The following is a 19,167-nucleotide window of genomic DNA, read 5'->3' on the forward strand; positions in this document are numbered from 1 at the left end:
AGCGGCCTCCAACAGGACTTCGGTCGGGCACCGGCGCAATGATCGACTGTTGGAGGGCGCTCGCGCGCGAACCGAACCGGCCACCCTTCGCCCGCGAGCGGCCTCCAACAGGACTTCGGTCGGGCACCGGCGCAATGATCGACTGTTGGAGGGCGCTCGCGCGCGAACCGAACCGGCCACCCTTCGCCCGCAAGCGGCCTCCAACAGGCCTTACGATCCGGCGCCTCGATCCGATCGACTGTTGGAGGGCGCTCGCGCGCGAACCGGTTCGGCCACCCTTCGCCCGCAAGCGGCCTCCAACAGGACTTCGATTCCGCGCCTCGATCCGATCGCCTGTTGGAGGGCGCTCGCGCGCGAACCGGTTCGGCCACCCTTCGCCCGCAAGCGGCCTCCAACAGGCGAAACGACCTTCGGCCTCGATTCGACTGTGGGAGGGGCGGATTCCGCGCGAATCGGCCCGGTCAGCCGCCGCCCTACCTGACCCGCTTCACCGCCATCACGTTGGTGATCGCCTGCAAGCGATCCAGCAGGCCGGACAGCTGATCGAGATCGCCGACGTCCACGGTGATCTCGATGACCACCGCTTCGGGCACGTCGCCGCGCCCGGCGTTCATCGACGAGACGCTGAGATTCCTGGCCGCGAGGATCGAGCCGATGTCCTTGATCAGTTCCCGGCGATCCCAGGCATCGATCCGGATGCGAACCGGATAGCGGCTCCGGGTGCGGTCGGCCCAGTCGACCCGGATACGGCGTTCGGGATGCTGCTCGGCCAGCCGCAGGTACTGGCGGCAGTCCTCGCGATGGATGCTCGCGCCCCGGGTACGGGTGATGAAACCGGCAATCGGATCGCCGGGCACCGGCTGACAGCACTTCGCGACCTGGTACATCAGGTTGCCGACACCGTCGATCTGCACCTCGCTGCCGGGCGATCCGCGCGCTGGCGCGCTCGGTTTGCGCAGCGGCAGGACCGGCTCGGCCGACTCGGGCTCGGGCCGCAGCCGCAGGACCGCCTGGCCGACCTGGCCCGGCGTCAGGTCGCCGGCGCCGACCGCCGCCAGCAGGTCGTCGGTCTTGTTGAAGTTGTAGCTTCGAACGACGTCGTCGAGCGCTGCATCGGAAACATCGAGCCGCTTGAGTTCGGCCTCGACGGCGGCCCGGCCGGCGGCCAGGTTGTCCTCGTAGGCCAGCTGGCGGAAATGATGGCGGACCTTGGCCCGGGCCCGGCCGGAGCGGAGGTAGCCCAGCTGCGGATTCAGCCAGTCGCGCGACGGCTGGGCCTGCTTGCCGGTCAGGATCTCGACCCGGTCGCCGTTGGCCAGCACGTGGGTCAGCGGCACGATGCGGCCGTTGACCTTGGCACCCCGGCAACGATGACCGACTTCCGTATGCACCTGGTAGGCGAAGTCGAGCACGGTCGAGCCCTGGGTCAGGTCGACCACGTCGCCACGCGGCGTGAGCACGTAGACGCGGTCCTCGCTGGTCAGGCTCTCGAAGCTCTCGACCAGGCTGTCGTCGTCCTCGCTGCCCTCGATCAGCTGGCGCATCAGGCCGATCCGCGCTTCCAGCGCACTGTCGGCCGGCCCGCCCTCCTTGTAGCGCCAGTGCGCGGCCACACCGAGCTCGGCGTGCTCGTGCATCTCGAAGGTCCGGATCTGGACTTCGAACACCCGGCCCGACGGTCCGCGTACCGCCGTGTGCAGCGATTTGTAGAGGTTCGGCTTCGGGTTGGAGATGTAGTCGTCGAACTCGCCCGGCACCGGCTGCCAGTGGCTGTGGACCAGGCCGAGCGCGGCGTAGCAGGTGGCCACGTCGTCGACCAGCACGCGCACCGCGCGCACGTCGAACAGCTCGTGGAAGTCCAGGCCCTTGCGCTGCATCTTCTTCCAGATCGAGAAGATGTGCTTGGCGCGGCCGTTGATGTCGTGTCGGAGCCCGGCCGCGCTCAACGTCTCGCCGACCCGCTGCATGAAGTCGTCGATGGCGCGCTCGCGGTCCGCGCGCTGCTCGGCGACCAGCCGCTCGATGCGGGCATAGGCGTCCGGTTCGAGGTAGCGGAAGGCCAGGTCCTCGAGCTGCCATTTCAGCTGCCAGACGCCGAGCCGGTTGGCCAGCGGTGCGTGGATGGCCCGGGTTTCGCGGGCCAGCGCGCGGCGCGCGTCGGGGTCGCGGGCGGTCTGCATCCGCGCCAGCTGCCAGGCCAGCACCAGCAGCGCGACGCGCACATCCTCGATCAGGGCCAGGATCAGCCGCCGCAGCCCCTCGGCCCGATGCTCGGTATCCGGGACATAACGCTCGTCGAACAGGACCACCTGGTCGAACTGCTCGACCAGCGCGCGGACGTCGTCGGGCAGCGAGACCGCCTCGTCGATCTCGCCACGGCAGATCTGCAGCGCGGCAGCCAGCGTCGCGCTGTCCGGCGACAGCATCCCGAGGGCGCGCAGCATGCGTCCGGGAAGGCCTTCACCGGCCTCGTCGTTGGCGTCGAGCGCACGGATGCCGTCGTCGATCAGTTCGCGGTGACGTTCGTCGACCGGACGGTCGCCGATCAGGCGGCGCAGGGACGTGGCGGGAGAGGAAGGCACGGGATCGTTCGCGGTCCGGATTCGGTCAGGCCGATACCAGGGGTCATGCTAGGCCGGGCCGGCCGGCACGTCCAGACCGGCCTCGCGCATCCGCTCGGCGTAGCGGGCGAGGTTGCGATCCATGTCGCGCCCGAGCCCGTACAGGAAGTTCCAGCCATAGATGCCGGAATCGTGGCCGTCGTCGAACTTCAGCACCACCGCGTAGCTCCCGATCGGCTCGATGCCGACGATGGCGACCTCGTCCTTGCCGGGCAGCAGCTTCGGCTCCGAAAGCCCGTGGCCGCGCACCTCGGCCGACGGCGAATGGGTGCGCAGGTAGCTCGCCGGCAGTTCGAAGCGCTGCCCGTCGTCGAACGCGACGACCAGCATCCGCCGGCCCTTTTCGTAGGTCAGCTCGGTGGCGACCCGCTCGCTCACTGCAACCCGTCGTAGTAGGTGGGCGAGCCGGGTCCGACCGGCAGGTCCAGCCCGAATACCCAGAGCAGGAACAGCAGCGACCAGCCGATGAAATAGAAGATCGAGTACGGCAGCATGGTCGCGATCAGCGTGCCGATGCCGAACTTCTTGTCGTAGCGCGTCGCCCAGGCCAGGATCAGGCCGAAGTAGCTCATCATCGGCGTGATGATGTTGGTCGTCGAGTCACCGATCCGGTAGGCGGCCTGGATGACTTCCGGCGAGTAGCCGATGAACATCAGCATCGGCACGAAGATCGGCGCGGTCACCGCCCACTGCGCCGAGGCCGAGCCCAGGCTCAGGTTGACGATGCCGCACATGATGATGAACAGCACGAACACCATCGGCCCGGTCAGTCCGATCTCCTTCAGGAAGTCCGCGCCGGTCACGGCGGTGATCAGGCCCAGGTTCGACCAACCGAAGAAGGCGACGAACTGCGCGGCGAAGAACACCAGGACGACGTACAGACCGAGCGTCGAGATCGCCGAGGCCATGCCGTCGATCACGTCGCGGTCGTTCTTCATCGTGCCGACCACCCGGCCGTAGGCGAAGCCGGTGACCAGGAAGAAGATGAAGATCCAGGCCACGATCGAGCGGAAGAACGGGCCGGAGGACTCGAGGAAGGTGCCACCGGCGGCCGCCGGGTCGCGCAGCACGCCGTTGTCCGGCACGACCAGCAGGGCGATCAGACCGAGCACGGCCAGCATGCCGATCGCCGCCATGCCCAGGCCCTTCTTTTCATCGCCGGTCAGCGGCTGCATCTGGCTGTCGTCGAGCACTCGCGGGTCGGCGTTCGAATCGTCGTACGCCCCGAGCTTGGGTTCGACGATGAAGATCGTCACCAGCGAACCGATCGCGGTGATCATGAACGTCGAGACGATCATGAAGTACCAGTTGGCGGTGGCATAGACCTCGTAGGTCGGATCGATCAGCCGGGCGGCTTCCTGGGTGATGCCGGCCAGCAGCGGGTCGATGGTGCCGAGCAGCAGGTTGGCGGAATAACCGCCGGACACGCCGGCGAAGGCGGCCGCCATGCCGGCCAGCGGATGGCGACCCAGCGCCAGGAAGATCGCGCCGCCCAGCGGCACCAGCACCACGTAGCCCATTTCCGAGGCGGTGTTCGACAGCACGCCGGCGAACACCACGGCCACGGTGACGATGTGGCGCGGCGCCTTCAGCACGATGCCGCGGACCAGCGCCGAGAGCAGGCCGGACTTCTCGGCCACGCCGACCCCGAGCATCGCCACCAGCACCACGCCCAGGGGCGCGAAGTTGACGAAGTTGCTGACCAGGTTGCCGAGGATGCGGCGCAGCCCTTCGGCATTCATCAGGCTGACGGCTTCGATCGTTGCGCCGGCGGCTGCGGCCGGGCGCGGATCCTCGACGCTGACGCCGAGCCAGCCGAACAGGCCCGACAGGAACACCATCGCGGCGGCCAGCAGCGCAAACAGCGTCACCGGATGCGGCAGCAGGTTGCCGAGCCATTCGACGGTATCGAGAAAGCGGGTGAACCAGTTGCGCTTCGGCGCAGCGGCGGTGGTCGTGTCGTTCACGGGGCAGGATCCGTCGAAGTTCGACCGCGCATCATAGCAACATCGTCGCGCCCGCCGACCCGGCCATCATTGCCCGGGCTCGATCCGCTCGGCAACGATCCGGAACCGGACCCGCATCCGGTCGGCCACGCGCAACGCACCGCCGGCCGCCGAGAACGGCTCCAGGCCCAGCGCGGTCTGATCGAGGTCCACGGCACCGGCGACGGTCAGTCGCTCGCCGTCGCGCTGCACCACCACCGGCACCCGCCACTCGGTGATCTCGTCGCGCACCCGGACCCGGGCGGTCACGTCGGCCTGCCAGTCCGGGCCGGTGACCTCGACGCTGCGGATCTCGATCGTCGGATGGTTCCCGGCATCGAGCACCTTCGGCCCCAGCAGGTTGCGCCGGGTGCCCTCGATCGCCTCGTCGTCCAGCGGCTCGAAGCCCTCCTCGCGCCGCCACGCCACGCGGTCGACCTCCAGCCTCGTCACGTCGATGGACAGGTCGGCAAGGACGGGTTCACCGAGCACGAACTCGCCCGACCAGACCGGCCCGCCGATCACGTGGTGGTGACCGAGCCGGGCCAGCGACCCGGCCGGCGCGACCCGGACGCGCAGCTCGGAGGCGGCCGGATCGACCCGGTAGGTCGTGGCGCCTGCGGCGAACTCGGGGCGCTCGGGCCAGTCCGCTCGCACCGTCGTCGTATCATCCGGCGACGGGGCCGTCGCGCACGCGGCCAGCAGGACGATCGGCAGCAGGCAGAGCGCACCCCGCACAGGAAACGGCAACCGGACGTTCATCGACCGCACTCATTCTTGATCTCGACGACAGGATAGCCCGCCGCCATGAACATTCCCATCCGCAACACCCGCGATGCCTACGGCTTGATCGCCCAGTTCTTCCACTGGCTGATCGTGGTCGGCATCACGCTCCAGTACATCTGGGCCTGGCGCGCCGACGAGACCGATTCGATCCGGCTGGAGTACCAGCTGGTCGTCCAGCACAAGTCGATCGGCATGACCGTGCTGCTGCTGGCCGTGCTGCGCATCGCCTGGCGGCTGTTCAACCGCCCGCCCGCGCTGCCCGACGGCATGAGCGGCTGGCAACGCTTCGCCGCGGCGTTCACGCACTGGGCACTCTACGGGTTGATCCTGTGCATGCCGATCAGCGGCTGGATCTATTCCTCGGCCGCCGGCTACGGGGCCGAGTTCTACGGCCTGCTGGACATCCCCGACCTGGTCGGGACCAGCGAGGGCCTGGAAGATGTCTTCCACGACGTCCACGAGTTGCTCGGCACCGCGTTGCTGGTCGTCGCCGGCGTCCACGTCGCCGCCGCTCTCCAGCACCACTTCATCAAGAAGGACGATGTCCTGAAGAGAATGCTGCCGAAATGGAATTGACCACACGCTTGTGCATCCCCGCCCTCGCCTGGCTGCTCGCCGCCGCGCCGCTGGCCGCGGAAACCTGCTATGTCGGCGGCGCCGACAACGGCAGGCTGGAGTTCCGCGGCGCCGTCGAAGGGACCGGCTTCACGGGGACCTTCGGCAAATTCGACGTGCGCTACTGCATGCCCGAAGGTGCGCCGGTCGAAGGCAGCATCGAGGTCACCGTTGCCCTGGGCTCGGCCGACAGCGACAACCGCGACCGCGACGAGGCCCTGCTCGGACCCGAATTCTTCGCCGTGGAGCGCTTTCCGGAAAGCACCTGGACCAGCACCGCGATCCGCTCGACCGACGACGGCTATACCGCCGATGGCGAACTGACGCTCCGCGACATCACTGCAGCGCAGTCGATCGCGTTCCAGCTGACGCCCGACGGCGAAGCCATCGTCGCCGAGGGCCGGTTCACGATGGGCGGCTCGGCCGAGATCGACCGCTCGCGCTTCGATGTGGGGATCGGCGAGTTCGAGGATCCGGAGTTCGTCCGCAACCGCGTGGACGTGACCTTCGAGGTCGTCCTGAACGCCGAATAGCGACCGTTCCCGGGCTTCGGCAGCCAGCCGCATCCGCCTGTTGGAGGGCGCTTGCGCGCGAACCGGCCGGGCCACCCTTCGCCTGCAAGCGGCCTCCAACAGACCTTCGATCGAGTGCGCCGCCCACTTCGCCTGTTGGAGGGCGCTTGCGCGCGAACCGGTCCGGCCACCCTTCGCCCGCAAGCGGCCTCCAACAGGCCTTCGATCGGGCGTTGCGCTCGCTTCGCCTGTTGGAGGGCGCTTGCGCGCGAACCGATCCGCCCCCCCCTTCGCCCGCAAGCGGCCTCCAACAGACCTTCGATCCGGCGCCGGTGCTGATTCGCCTGTTGGAGGGCGCTTGCGCGCGAACCGGCCGGACCACCCTTCGCCCGCAAGCGGCCTCCAACAGGCCTTCGATCGGGCGCGCGGCCCACTTCGCCTGTTGGAGGGCGCTTGCGCGCGAACCGATCCGGCCACCCTTCGCCCGCAAGCGGCCTCCAACAGGCCTTCGATCGACTGCGCCGCCCACTTCGCCTGTTGGAGGGCGCTTGCGCGCGAACCGATCCGGCCACCCTTCGCCCGCAAGCGGCCTCCAACAGGCCTTCGGTCGGGCGTTGCGCTGATTCGCCTGTTGGAGGGCGCTCGCGCGCGAACCGGTCGGGCCATCCTTCGCCCGCGAGCGGCCTCCAACAGGCCTTCGATCGGGCGTTGCGCTGGCTTCGCCTGTTGGAGGGCGCTTGCGCGCGAACCGATCCGGCCACCCTTCGCCCGCAAGCGGCCTCCAACAGGCCTTCGATCGGGCGTTGCGCTGACTTCGCCTGTTGGAGGGCGCTTGCGCGCGAACCGATCCGGCCACCCTTCGCCCGCAAGCGGCCTCCAACAGGCCTTCTATCCGGTGCCGGTGCTGATTCGCCTGTTGGAGGGCGCTTGCGCGCGAACCGATCCGGCCACCCTTCGCCCGCAAGCGGCCTCCAACAGGCCTTCGATCAGGCGCCGCCCACTTCGCCTGTTGGAGGGCGCTTGCGCGCGAACCGGCCGGGCCACCCTTCGCCCGCAAGCGGCCTCCAACAGGCCTTCGATCGGGCGCGCGGCCCACTTCGCCTGTTGGAGGGCGCTTGCGCGCGAACCGATCCGGCCCCCCTTCGCCCGCAAGCGGCCGCCAGCAGGCCTTCGACCCGGCTACTTCACCCCCAGCAACCCTTCCAGCGCCCGCCGCGCGGCGGCCACCGAAAAATACCGCTCGACGTTCTCGCGACCGCCTTCGGCGAGTCGCCGCCACAGCGCCTCGTCACGATAGACCCGCACCACTTCGGCTGCGAAGGCATCGGCATCATCGGCCATCAGGATGTCCTCGCCGTGGGTGGTGAACATGCCCTCGGCGGCGCAGGAGGTCGCGACCACGGGCAGGCCGTGGCTCATGGCCTGGTTGACCTTGCCCTTGACGCCGGCACCGTACCGGAGCGGCGCCACGGAGACCCGGCAGCCGGCCAGGAACGGGTCGAGGTCGGCGACGAAGCCATGGACGCGCAGCCCGGCCGCCTGGCGACGGCTCAGCGACTCCGGCATCTTGCTGCCGATCAGATGGAGCTCGACGTCGGGCAGCTGCTCGCGGACCCGGGGCAGGATCTCGTCGATCAGCCATTGGGCGGCATCGAGGTTCGGCGGATGCTGGAAGCCGCCGACGAACAGCAGGTCGGCGCGCTCGTCGAAGGGCCGGCCCGGGTCGTGCAGCGAGTGGATGTTGGACACGATGTGGACCTCGGCGTCCGGGGCCAGCTCGGCCAGCAGATCGCGCTCGAAGGCGCTGACGACCAGCGTGGCGTCGGCCTCGGCGACCAGGTCCAGTTCCTGCTGGCGGGTCCGCGCCGCGGCCCGGCGAGCAGCGGCGGTGCCGGCCAGTTCGGCCTCGCGCTCCTCGCGCAGGAAATGCAGATCGACCGTATCGAAGACCAGCTTCGCCTGCGGGCAGTAGGTGCGGATCAGCTTGAGCACCGGCGTCAGCACGTAATGCCGGCTGACCAGCACCAGGTCCAGCTCCGATCCGTACTCGGCCAGCCAGTCTTCGAGTTCGGTCACCCACGGCGCCGACAGCACCTCGATACCGGCCTGCTGCAGCGCCTCGGAATGGCGGCCGGCCCAGGAGCGGTTGTCCGGCAGGAAGCGGGTCCGGTAGCCGAGCTCGACCAACAGCTTCAGCAGCGCGAACATACGCACCGAGCCCGAGTCGTGGTCGGGCATCGGCGTGGTCGCGTCGATCACCAGCGCCCGGCGCGGCAAGCGGTGGTGGCGGAGCTGCGCGACCGGGTCGGCCCGCTCGAAGTCCGGCGCGTTCGGCGGCTGCTCGGCCAGCGCATCGGCCCATCGCTCGAGAAACTTCTCGCGGTTGATCTTCTGGTAGCGCTTGGTGCCGCTTTCGGCGTCGACGTCGGTCCCCGAAGTCGCGCCTTCGAAGTGGACAATCGTCGCGGCCGGCTGGACGTAGACCTTCAGGCCCTGCGCGCGGACCTTGAAGCACAGGTCGGTGTCTTCGTAATAGGCCGGCGCATAGTGGGTGTCGAAGCCACCCAGCGCCTGGAAGCGCGCCCGCTCGATCGCCAGGCAGGCGCCGGACACATAGTCGCATTCGGCGACGAAGCCGTACTGCGGTCGACCCGGATCGTCGCCGCGGCCGTAGTTCCAGCCGCTGCCGTCGTCGAACACCAGTCCGCCGGCTTCCTGCAGCGTGCCGTCGGCGAACACCAGCCTGCCGCCGACGATGCCGGCGTCGGGATGTGTTTCGAACACCGACAGCAAGGCGTCCAGCCAGCCGTCGCGCACTTCGGTGTCGTTGTTCAGGAACACCAGGAACTCGCCCTTCGCCTCGGCCGCGCCCCGGTTGCAGGTGCCGATGAAGCCGAGGTTCTCGGGATTGCTCATCCAGCGGATGCCGGTGCAGCGTTTCAGCCATCGGGCGGTGCCGTCGCTGGACGCATCGTCGATGACGATGACCTCGAACGGCACCTCGTTGCGGGCGTGCACGACGCTGTGCAGGCAGGCGGCGGTGAAGTGCAGCTGGTTGTAGACCGGGATGATCACGCTGATCCGGGGGGTCTCCGGCGCGGTCCAGCGCACCGGCTCGGCAATCCGTCCGGCCTCGGGCACGGCGGTCGGTCCGACCGGCTCGGGCGGCGGCTCGTCGGGCATCGGCGACTGCAGCAGGATCAGGGTCTGCTTGAGCCCGCGCAAGCGCCAGTGGTGGACGAACCGGCGGCCCATCGACCACCAGTTCAACGGGTTGGCCAGCATCCGCAGGCGACCGCCGCCGAACATCCGGTTGAGCACCCGGAGCGGACGCGTGATCCGCCACGAGCGGCTGCCCAGGATCTGCTCGCGCTCGGTCCGCAGGTGGTCCAGTTCGCCGGCCAGCTCGTCGCGCTGGCGCTGCGCTTCGTGCAGCCGGCGATCGAGCTCGTTGCGGGCCGCCCGATGACGACGTTCCGCCTCATCGAATGCGCGCTGCTGTGCCTGCACACGAACATCCAGCGCCTGGCGCTCGGCCTCCAGTCGCTCGGCCCAGCGACTGCGTTCGCGGAACTGGCGCTCCATGGTCTCGGCCCAGCGGGTCCGGCGCGCCAGCTCGTCTTCCAGAATGACGGTGCGTCGCTCGAATCGGTCGGCCCGCTGCGCAGTGCGGGCCAGCCGGCCGGCCAGGCGGTCGCGGTCCAGCGCATCGACCGCGCCGATCAGCGCGGCCCCGTCGTCGGGCACCGCTGCGACCGGGCAGCGGCGGTCGTAGTCGGCCACCATCGAGCGCAGCGAACGCTGCTCGGGCACGTTGCGCGCCAGCCGCTGAAGCCGTCCGGGTTCGGCCAGCAGGGTCTCGATGGTCTCGACCAGCGCGTCGGCGTCGGGATCGAACAGCACGCCGTCCTCGCCGTCGGCGACCCGCTCGACGAAGCTGCCGACCCGGGTGGCCAGCACCGGCAGCCCCAGCGCACGCATCTCGCTGAGCGTGTAGCTCCAGGTCTCGGGCACCGTCGACAGGAGCAGCGCGCCGTGCGGACGCAGCGCGGCGATCAGCGCCGGGAGGTCCTCGCGATCGTAGGCCGGGACCAGGTCGATGCCGGACCGGCCGAACAGGCGATAGCCGTCCTGGCCGCAGCCGACCGCCGTCAGGCGGACCCGGCCGGCCAGCTTGGGCAGCGCGTCGAGCAGCAGTTCACGGCCCTTGCCCGACGACAGCTGCCCCGGGATCACCAGGTGCAGCGGGGCGGCGCCCTCGCCGGTCGGCGACGGCGCCTCGACCGGCACCGGCTCCGACCCGAAGGGCCGGAACCCGTGCGGCAGGATTTCGATGTCCAGCGCGCCATCGGGGTGCAGCGCCCGCCAGCGCTCGGCCACGTGGCCGGTCGGCGCGACCAGCCGGACCGCACCGCGCTCGACGGCCCCGGACCACGCGCGATCGAGCGCAGTCCAGGCCTCGGCGTCGGCCGGTTGCAGCCGCATCGTCGATCCGTGGACCCGGACCGCCTCGGCCCGCGCGGCCGCGGGATCGCCGCCGCTTGCATCCAGAAACGGCTTCGGGTCGCGGTCCAGCAACGGCCAGGCCGGGTGGAAGTCGTGCAGCACCTGCAGCGTCGGTCGGCCGGTGCACAGCGCATCCAGCGCATGGCCGATCAGCGACGAGACCAGCACGCGGCCGACGGCATAGCGCTCGATCAGTCCGGCCAGCACCGCGGCGTACTGCGGATGCGCCTCGGCCGTACCGGTGATCTGCGGTCCCAGCGCGATCTCGCGGATGACCCCGTGTCCGGGCCCGACGGCGCACAGCTGCAACCGGCGTCCGCAGACGCGGCCCGGCCCGTCGGACACCGCCACCAGGACCAGCTGCGGCGCATCGCTGCCGGCGATGAAATCCTCGATCCAGCGCCACACGCCGCCGCCCCAGCTGTGTGCGATGTGCAGCGTGGCCGCGGCGTCGCCGGGCGCGGGCAGCGTCGTGACGCCTTCGGCCAGCAGCCGGCCGACGCGCTCGGCGAGGTGGCCGTGCAGCGGTGCGGGACCGACATCGTCGTCGGGATCGAAGGCCGGCGGGTCCGGCGCGCGCAGGTAGCCGTCGTCGAACAGCATCGCCGGACCCGCGATCGGCACGCCGGCGCGCAGCCACAGCGCATCGTAGGACGGCTCGATGCGTGGCTCGTTCAGCGGCTGCCAGACGCGATCCGAACACCAGGCAATCAGCGCGCCGGGGTCGGCGGTCCCGGAGTCCAGTCCGAGCAGCGGGTCGAAGTCCGGCATGTAGTCGCCGGGAAGATGCAGCCGGTCCGGACGGTCGGTCCGGACGGCCAGCGCGGAAACAAGGTCCGGCAGATGGGCCGGCGCGTCGAGATCGGCCCGCAGGACGAGCAGGTCCCGGTCCGGCTGCTCGGCCCTCAGCGCAGCCACTGCCGTGGCCACCCGCGCCTCGCCGCGGCGCTCGATCCCGGCCCGCTCGAAGCCCACCGCGTGGACCGGGCCGCCGAGCGCGAGCGCGGCCTCGACCACCGAGCCGGTCGCCCCGGCGCCGGTCCCGGTCCAGAGCAGCACCCGCGGCGGCAGGGCCGCGTCGGTGGCCCCGGGCGGCGCCGATTCAGCCACGGACCGCTCCGCGGCCGGATTCGACCGGCACGGCACGGCACGCGAGGAAGCGTGTTCCTATAATGCGGCGCATGGATTCGGGACCTTCTGAACGTCGGCCGGCAATTATCGGCCATCCCTCCCGCCGTGTCATGAGCGTCTGACCGGCCATGGCGAACCGCAAGACGGCAAAGAAGCCGGCCCGCAGGAAGGCCGCGAAGAAACACGGACGCCGCGCGGCGTCGACCGACCGTACGCCACGGCGCTGGCCGATCCGGCTGCTGTTGTTCGTGCTCGGTGCGGGCCTGGGCCTGCTCGGGCCGTGGGTGGTCTACCTCGACCGCGAGGCGTCGGTCCGCTTCGCCGAGCGCCAGTGGACCCAGGCCAGCCGACTGTATGCCCGTCCGCTGGAGCTGCACGTCGGTCGCGCCATCGCACCGGCCGATCTGGAGCTGGAACTGAACGCCGCCGGCGTCACGGAAAACGAACCGTTGCTGCCCGGTCGCTGGCGCAAGCGCGGGTCGCGCTACACCATCGCGCTGCCCGAGGTCCGGTTCGCCGACGGCATCCAACCGCCGGTCACGCTGCGGGTGCTCCTGGACGACGGCGCGGTGGCCGATCTGAGCGATGCCGACGGCCGCGCGCTGGACCTGGCCCGGCTGCCGCCGGCCGAGCTCGGCAGCCTGTTGCCGATGGACGACCGCGACCGCACGCTGGTTCCGATCGCCGAGTTCCCGACCCTGCTGGTCGCCGGCGTGCAGGCCGTCGAGGACCGCCAGTTCCGCCATCACCACGGCGTCGATCCGCGCGCCATCCTGCGCGCCGCGCTGCGCAACATCCTGTCGCGCGACATCGTCCAGGGCGGTAGCACCATCACCCAGCAGCTGGTCAAGAACCTGTTCCTGACCAGCGAGCAGACGCTGGTCCGCAAGTTCAACGAAGCGATCATGGCGATCAGTCTCGAGGCCCGCTTCAGCAAGGCCGAAATCCTCGAGGCCTATCTCAACGACGTCTACCTGGGCCAGGACGGCAACCAGGCCATCCACGGCTTCGGCCGGGCCGCGGAGCACTACTTCGGCCTGCCGGTGCGCGCCCTGTCGACCGACCAGATCGCGCTGCTGGTCGGCATGGTCCGCGGCGCGTCGTGGTACCACCCGACCCGCAACCCGGAGCGCGCCCGGGCCCGGCGCGACCTGGTGCTCACGGTGTTCCGCGACACCGGCCTGATCGACGAGGCCGAGTACGAGCGCGCCCGGACCCGCGAGCTGGGCGCCGACGTTCGCGACCTGGCACCGAGCCGCGCCCACCCGGCCTTCATCGACCTCGTCCGCCGGCAGCTGCGCGCCGACTACCGCGAGGCCGACCTGCGCGTGCAGGGGCTGAAGATCTTCACCACGCTGAGCCCATCGGCCCAGCACCATGCCGAGCGCGCGCTGGCCCAGGGACTGGCCGAGGTCGAGCGCGAAGCCGGGGTGTTGCAGGGCGCGATCGTGCTCGCCCAGCCCGACTCCGGCGAAGTCCGCGCGCTGGTCGGCGACCGCCAGGTCCGGCGCACGGGATTCAACCGGGCGCTGGACGCCCGGCGCCAGGTCGGCTCGATCCTCAAGCCCTTCGTCTACCTGCTGGCGCTGGCCGAGCCGGAGCGCTGGACCCTGGTCACCCCGGTCGAGGACGCGCCGCTGTCGGTGCCGCAGGCCGGCAAGCCGGACTGGACACCGCGCAACTACGACGGCGAGAGCCACGGCACCGTGCCGCTGCTCGATGCGCTGGCCCGCTCCTACAACCAGGCCACGGTCCGGGTCGGGCTGGCGGTCGGCATCGAGCGGCTGTTCATCCTGCTCCAGCAGCTCGGCGTCGAGCCGGGCGGCGAGCGTCACCCCTCGGCGCTGCTCGGCGCAGTCGACCTGAGCCCGCTACAGGTCGCCCAGCTCTACCAGGCGCTGGCCGCCGGCGGTTATTCGACCCCGCTGCGCGCGATCACCGACGTGGTCGACCCGGCCGACGGCGCGGTCGGTCGGTATCCGATGCGGCTGCGGCCGATCCGCGAGCGCGACGCGCTGGCCCTGCTCGACTTCGCGCTCGAAGACGCCGTGACCCGCGGCACCGGCCGCTCGCTGGCCGGGCAATTGACCCAGCCGGCGGCCCGGCGCACGACGATCCGCGGCAAGACCGGCACCACCAACGACCGGCGCGACGCCTGGTTCGCCGGCTTCACCGAGCGCTGGCTGGCCGTGGTCTGGGTCGGCCGCGACGACAACCGACCGGCCGGCGTCAGCGGCGCGACCTCGGCGCTGCCGATCTGGGCCCGCTTGTTCGACGACCTGCCCCACGCCCCGACCGCCCGCCAGTGGCCGGATACGCTGGAGTGGTTCTGGATCGACTGGCCGCAGCCGCTGCTGGCCGAAGAAGACTGCGCCGCTGCCCGCGCCGTTCCCTTCGCCGCCGGCTCGCAGCCGACCGACTACTCCGACTGCGTCCGCCGAGGCTTCTTCGACCGCCTGCGCGGCGATTGATCGGCGCTTCGAAGGCCGGACCCTTCGCCCGCAAGCGGCCTCCAACAGGCAGAACAAGCCGCCGACCCTCGATCCGCCTGTTGGAGGGAGCTCGCTCGCGAACCGCCCGACCCACCCTTCGCCCGCAAGCGGCCTCCAACAGAAACCTCCGCCAGATCCGCCTGTTGGAGGGGAGCTCGCTCGCGAACCGCCCGGCCACCCTTCGCCCGCAAGCAGCCTCCAACAGAAACCTCCGCCAGATCCACCTGTTCGAGGGCGCTTGCGCGCGAACCGCCGGAACCACCCTTCGCCCTCAAGCGGCCTCCAACAGAAACCTCCGCCAGATCCACCTGTTCGAGGGCGCTTGCGCGCGAACCGCCGGAACCACCCTTCGCCCGCAAGCGGCCTCCAACAGGAAGATCGAACCGCCCCGATCCGATCGCCTGTTGGAGGGAGCTCGCTCGCGAACCGCCCGACCCACCCTTCGCCCGCGAGCGGCCTCCAACAGGCCTTCGATCGGGCGCTGCGCTCGCTCGACTGTTGGAGGGAGCTCGCTCGCGAACCGCCCGACCCACCCTTCGCCCGCAAGCGGCCTCCAACAGAAACCTCCGCCAGATCCACCTGTTGGAGGGCGCTTGCGCGCGAACCGCCCGGCTACCCTTCGCCCGCAAGCAGCCTCCAACAGAACCTCCGCCAGATTCGCCTGTTGGAGGGAGCTCGCTCGCGAACCGCACGACCCACCCTTCGCCCGCAAGCGGCCTTCAACAGACCTTCGATCCGGCCGCAACGGGCAATTCGCCTGTTGGAGGGCGCTTGCGCGCGAACGCGGCCGCAGGCCGCACGACCCATCCGGTATCCTTTCGGCATGACCGATCACCTTCCGAACTCCATCGCTCGCGCCGGCCTCGGCGCGGCCGTGCTGCTGCTCGCCGCCTGCGCCGCCGCGCCGCCGGCGCCCGACGAGCGCCGGACCGTCGAAGACCGCGTCCGCGCCCCGGCGCTCGCGAACGATGGCACATCGCTGCAGGTCTACACGCTGCGCAACCCGGCCGTGGAATCGCTGGAACGCCAGGCGCAGGCCGCCGAGGCCGAAGGCGACCTGGCCCGCGCCGAGCAGGTCCTGGAACGCGCGCTGCGGATCGACGGTCGCGACCCGGCCGCGCTGCAGTTCATGGCCGAAATCCAGCTGCAGCAAGGCCGCATCGACCAGGCCGGCGGCTTCGCCCAGCGGTCCTGGGACGCCGGTCCGCAGGTCGGCGCGCTGTGCGAACGCACGCTGCGGACCCTGATCGTGGTCCACGAGCGCAACAGCGAATGGGACCTCGCCCAGCGGGCCCGCGACCGGGTGCCGAGCTGCCGCGTCGCGCCGCCCGAGCGCTTCTAGCGGCCCGGCCGCGCCGATGAAGACCCTGACCGATGCATTCGCGGCCGGCGGCCCGCTGGCCGACCTGCTCGACGGCTTCCAGCCGCGACCCGGCCAGGCCCGGCTTGCCGAGCGCATCGCCGAGTGCCTCGAGTCCGGCACCGACCTCGTCGCCGAGGCCGCCACCGGCACCGGCAAGACGCTGGCCTACCTGCTGCCGGTGCTGGCCCGCGGCCAGCGCGTCATTCTTTCGACCGGCACCCTGAACCTCCAGGACCAGCTGTTCCAGCGCGATCTGCCGCTGGCCCTGAAGGCCACCGGCGCCGAGCTCGACGTGGCGCTGCTCAAGGGCCGGGCCAACTACCTCTGCCCGCAGCGCATGGACCGCGCCGACGACGGTCCCGGCACCCTGGACGACGCCACCGCCGCCGACCTGGAGACCATCCGCCGCTGGGCCCGCCGGACGACCACCGGCGAGATCCGCGAGGTCGGCGACATTCCCGAGCGCGCGCGGATCTGGCCGATGGTGACCTCGACCATCGACAACTGCCTCGGCTCGGAATGCCCGCGCGTCAACGACTGCTGGGTGCTGCGCGCCCGCCGCCAGGCCCAGGAGGCCGACGTGGTCGTGGTCAATCATCACCTGCTGTTCGCCGACCTGGCGCTCAAGCAGACCGGCTTCGGTGAAGTGCTGCCCGGGGCCGACGCCATCGTCGTCGACGAGGCCCACCAGATTCCGGACATCGCCACCCGCTTCTTCTCGCAGAGCGTCTCGGCCTGGCAGCTGCGGGAACTGGCCCGCGACACGCTGAAGGCCTGCGGCACGGCCGAAGGCACCCTGCACGTGCTGCGCGAGCCGATCGAAGGGCTCGAACATGCGCTGCAGCAGCTGACCGCCAGCGCGCACCGACTGCCCGAGCGCGGCGACTGGAACCGGCTGCGACCGCTGAGGACCGAACTCGACGACCTGGCCGACGCGCTGCGCGCGCTGGCCGGGGCGCTGTCGCCGCTGGAAGCCCGCTCGCGCGAGCTGGCCAGCTGCCACGATCGGGCCGCCGCGCGCGCCTCGACCATGGACCTGCTGCTGGCCGACGATGCGCCGGGCGTGCGCTGGTTCGCCTGCCGCCGGGGCCGGCTGACGCTGACCCTGACTCCGCTGGACATCGCCGAGGAATTCCGCAAGCTGCGCAGCGAACGACCGGCGACCTGGCTCATGACCTCGGCCACCCTGGCCGTCAACGGCCGCTTCGACCACTTCACCCGGCGGCTCGGCCTGGAATCGCCGGCCACCGAGATCATCGACAGCCCGTTCGACTACGCCCGGCAGACCCGGCTATGGTTGCCGAAGGACCTGCCGGAGCCGGGCGACCCGAGCCATACCGAGACCCTGCTCGAACGCGTACTGCCGCTGCTCAAGGCCAGCCGCGGCCGGGCCTTCCTGCTGTTCACCTCGCACCGCGCGCTGCAACGCGCCGCGGCCTGGCTGCGCGCCAACAGCGACTTCCAGCTGCTGGTCCAGGAAGACGCGCCACGCGACGCCCTGCTCGAGGAATTCCGTGCCGGCCCCGGTCGCCTGCTGCTCGGCGCGGCCAGCTTCTGGGAAGGCGTGGACGTGCGCGGCGAAGCGCTGCAGGTGGTGGTCATCGACAAACTGCCGTTCGCCGCTCCCGACGATCCGGTGCTGTCGGCCACGATGAAGGCCGTGCGCGAATCCGGCGGCAACCCGTTCAGCGAGCTGCAGGTGCCGTCGGCGGTGCTGGCCCTGAAGCAGGGCGCCGGCCGGCTGATCCGCCACGCCGGCGACCGCGGCGTGCTGGTGCTCGGCGATCCGCGCATTCTCGGAAAATCCTACGGCCGGATCTTCCTCAACAGCCTGCCGCCGATGCCGCGCGTGGCCACCGGCTTCGAGGCGATCGACTTCCTGCAGCAGTGGAGACCATGAACCGGCTGGCGATCGAAACCGCGTTCGAGACCTGCTCGGTGGCGCTGGACTGCGGCGGCGAGGTCCGGTCACGGGCGATGACCGAACCCCGCGCCCATGGCCGACGGCTGCTGCCGTTCATCGACGAGCTGCTGGCCGAGGCCGGGCTCGGCTACCCCGACCTCGACGCGCTGGTCGTCGACCGCGGCCCCGGCAGCTTCACCAGCCTGCGAATCGGCCTGGGCGTGGCCCAGGGCCTGGCCCTGGCCCACGATCTGCCGGTGCACCCGGTGTCCAGCCTGGCGATGATCGCCGCGGCCGGCCGCGACCCCGAGGGCCCGGCGCGCGTGCTCGCTGCGATGGATGCACGCATGGGCGAAATCTACGCCGCAGTATTCCGGTTCGGCGACGACCGTCCGGTCCTCGAAGGCCGCGAACTCCTCTGCGCGCCGGCCGACCTGCCCGCCGTCGAGCTTCCGGCCCAGGGCATCGGCACCGCCTTCGCCGTCCACGCCGTGGCTGTGCCGCGTGCGCTCGTTGAAGGTCTCGACCCGGTGCGAAGCGACGTGGCGCCGGACGCATCGGTTCTGCTCGGCCTGGCCGCCGCCGTCGACCCGGTCGAAGCCCACGCCCTGGCCCCCGTTTACCTGCGCGACAACGTCGCGAACTAGCCCACCCTTCGCCCGCGAGCGGCCTCCAACAGGTCTTCGATCGGGCGCTGCGCGCGCTCGACTGTTGGAGGGAGCTCGCTCGCGAACCGTCCGACCCACCCTTCGCCCGCGAGCGGCCTCCAACAGGAAAATCGAACCGCCGCGATCCGATCGCCTGTTGGAGGGAGCTTGCTCGCGAACCGCCCCCGGCCACCCTTCGCCCGCAAGCGGCCTCCAACAGCAAAATCGAACCGCCGCGATCCGATCGCCTGTTGGAGGGAGCTCGCTCGCGAACCGGTCGGGCCGCCCTTCGCCCGCAAGCGGCCTCCAACAGGAAAATCGAACCGCCCCGATCCGATCGCCTGTTGGAGGGAGCTCGCTCGCGAACCGGTCGGGCCGCCCTTCGCCCGCGAGCGGCCTCCAACAGGAAAATCGAACCGCCCCGATCCGATCGCCTGTTGGAGGGAGCTTGCTCGCGAACCGCCCCCGGCCAGCCTTCGCCCGCAAGCGGCCTCCAACAGGAAAATCGAAACGCCCCGATCCGATCGCCTGTTGGAGGGAGCTTGCTCGCGAACCGGTCGGGCCGCCCTTCGCCCGCAAGCGGCCTCCAACAGGAAAATCGAACCG

At 70.7% G+C, this 19,167-nt stretch carries 11 protein-coding genes; 6 read left to right on the plus strand and 5 right to left on the minus strand.

Annotation, left to right across the window (positions count from 1 at the left end; translation table 11 throughout):
- Positions 1 to 473: 473 nt before the first annotated feature.
- The 4 genes from HFP89_RS14140 to HFP89_RS14155 all read right to left on the minus strand — a co-directional run bounded on the left by HFP89_RS14140 (position 474) and on the right by HFP89_RS14155 (position 5,368).
- Positions 474 to 2,582 carry a bifunctional (p)ppGpp synthetase/guanosine-3',5'-bis(diphosphate) 3'-pyrophosphohydrolase gene (locus tag HFP89_RS14140; protein ID WP_168718321.1) on the minus strand — a complete coding sequence of 703 codons (2,109 nt, stop codon included), beginning with the start codon at positions 2,580 to 2,582 and terminating at the stop codon, positions 474 to 476.
- A 48-nt stretch (positions 2,583 to 2,630) separates the two neighbouring features.
- Complete coding sequence (locus HFP89_RS14145) at positions 2,631 to 2,999, minus strand: gamma-butyrobetaine hydroxylase-like domain-containing protein (protein WP_168718322.1); 369 nt, start codon at positions 2,997 to 2,999, stop codon at positions 2,631 to 2,633.
- The gene (locus tag HFP89_RS14150) at positions 2,996 to 4,588 is read right to left on the minus strand and encodes an AbgT family transporter (protein ID WP_168718323.1); all 1,593 of its coding nucleotides are present in this window, start codon (positions 4,586 to 4,588) and stop codon (positions 2,996 to 2,998) included. The genes HFP89_RS14145 and HFP89_RS14150 overlap by 4 nt, the downstream gene beginning before the upstream one ends.
- A gap of 66 nt (positions 4,589 to 4,654) precedes the next feature.
- Positions 4,655 to 5,368: a YceI family protein gene (locus HFP89_RS14155; RefSeq protein WP_168718324.1), complete on the minus strand. Its 714-nt coding sequence runs from the start codon at positions 5,366 to 5,368 to the stop codon at positions 4,655 to 4,657.
- A 45-nt stretch (positions 5,369 to 5,413) separates the two neighbouring features.
- On the opposite strand from HFP89_RS14155, the gene HFP89_RS14160 reads away from it, so the two are divergent.
- Together HFP89_RS14160 and HFP89_RS14165 are read left to right on the plus strand one after the other, a co-directional pair.
- A complete protein-coding gene (locus HFP89_RS14160) occupies positions 5,414 to 5,968 on the plus strand; it encodes a cytochrome b (protein WP_168718325.1) in 555 nt (184 codons plus the stop codon).
- Positions 5,959 to 6,540 carry a YceI family protein gene (locus HFP89_RS14165; protein ID WP_168718326.1) on the plus strand — a complete coding sequence of 194 codons (582 nt, stop codon included), beginning with the start codon at positions 5,959 to 5,961 and terminating at the stop codon, positions 6,538 to 6,540. The genes HFP89_RS14160 and HFP89_RS14165 overlap by 10 nt, the downstream gene beginning before the upstream one ends.
- Before the next feature lie 1,158 nt (positions 6,541 to 7,698).
- On the opposite strand, the gene HFP89_RS14170 is transcribed toward HFP89_RS14165, so the two are convergent.
- On the minus strand, positions 7,699 to 12,135 hold the full coding sequence (locus HFP89_RS14170; RefSeq protein WP_168718327.1) for a glycosyltransferase: 4,437 nt from the start codon (positions 12,133 to 12,135) through the stop codon (positions 7,699 to 7,701).
- Between the two features lie 149 nt (positions 12,136 to 12,284).
- Between HFP89_RS14170 and mrcB the strand changes: the two genes are divergently transcribed.
- The 4 genes from mrcB (at position 12,285) to tsaB (ending at position 18,561) form a co-directional block, all read left to right on the plus strand.
- On the plus strand, positions 12,285 to 14,627 hold the full coding sequence (gene mrcB, locus HFP89_RS14175; protein ID WP_168718328.1) for a penicillin-binding protein 1B: 2,343 nt from the start codon (positions 12,285 to 12,287) through the stop codon (positions 14,625 to 14,627).
- Between the two features lie 844 nt (positions 14,628 to 15,471).
- Complete coding sequence (locus HFP89_RS14180; protein WP_168718329.1) at positions 15,472 to 15,990, plus strand: tetratricopeptide repeat protein; 519 nt, start codon at positions 15,472 to 15,474, stop codon at positions 15,988 to 15,990.
- Positions 15,991 to 16,006: 16 nt separating this feature from the next.
- Positions 16,007 to 17,911, plus strand: a complete 1,905-nt coding sequence (locus HFP89_RS14185) for an ATP-dependent DNA helicase (protein ID WP_168718330.1) — start codon at positions 16,007 to 16,009, stop codon at positions 17,909 to 17,911.
- Positions 17,908 to 18,561: a tRNA (adenosine(37)-N6)-threonylcarbamoyltransferase complex dimerization subunit type 1 TsaB gene (gene tsaB, locus HFP89_RS14190; RefSeq protein ID WP_168718331.1), complete on the plus strand. Its 654-nt coding sequence runs from the start codon at positions 17,908 to 17,910 to the stop codon at positions 18,559 to 18,561. The genes HFP89_RS14185 and tsaB overlap by 4 nt, the downstream gene beginning before the upstream one ends.
- Positions 18,562 to 19,167 lie beyond the last annotated feature (606 nt).

This window comes from Wenzhouxiangella sp. XN79A (genome assembly GCF_012272825.1).
GTDB lineage: Bacteria > Pseudomonadota > Gammaproteobacteria > Xanthomonadales > Wenzhouxiangellaceae.

What these genes read in the sequence shown, in the direction of transcription:
- tsaB (WP_168718331.1), top strand. Translation starts at nt 17,908, where the DNA reads ATGAACCGGCTGGCGATCGAAACCGCGTTCGAGACCTGCTCGGTGGCG.
- HFP89_RS14165 (WP_168718326.1), top strand. Translation starts at nt 5,959, where the DNA reads ATGGAATTGACCACACGCTTGTGCATCCCCGCCCTCGCCTGGCTGCTC.
- HFP89_RS14180 (WP_168718329.1), top strand. Translation starts at nt 15,472, where the DNA reads ATGACCGATCACCTTCCGAACTCCATCGCTCGCGCCGGCCTCGGCGCG.
- HFP89_RS14185 (WP_168718330.1), top strand. Translation starts at nt 16,007, where the DNA reads ATGAAGACCCTGACCGATGCATTCGCGGCCGGCGGCCCGCTGGCCGAC.
- HFP89_RS14155 (WP_168718324.1), bottom strand. Translation starts at nt 5,368, where the DNA reads ATGAACGTCCGGTTGCCGTTTCCTGTGCGGGGTGCGCTCTGCCTGCTG.
- mrcB (WP_168718328.1), top strand. Translation starts at nt 12,285, where the DNA reads ATGGCGAACCGCAAGACGGCAAAGAAGCCGGCCCGCAGGAAGGCCGCG.
- HFP89_RS14160 (WP_168718325.1), top strand. Translation starts at nt 5,414, where the DNA reads ATGAACATTCCCATCCGCAACACCCGCGATGCCTACGGCTTGATCGCC.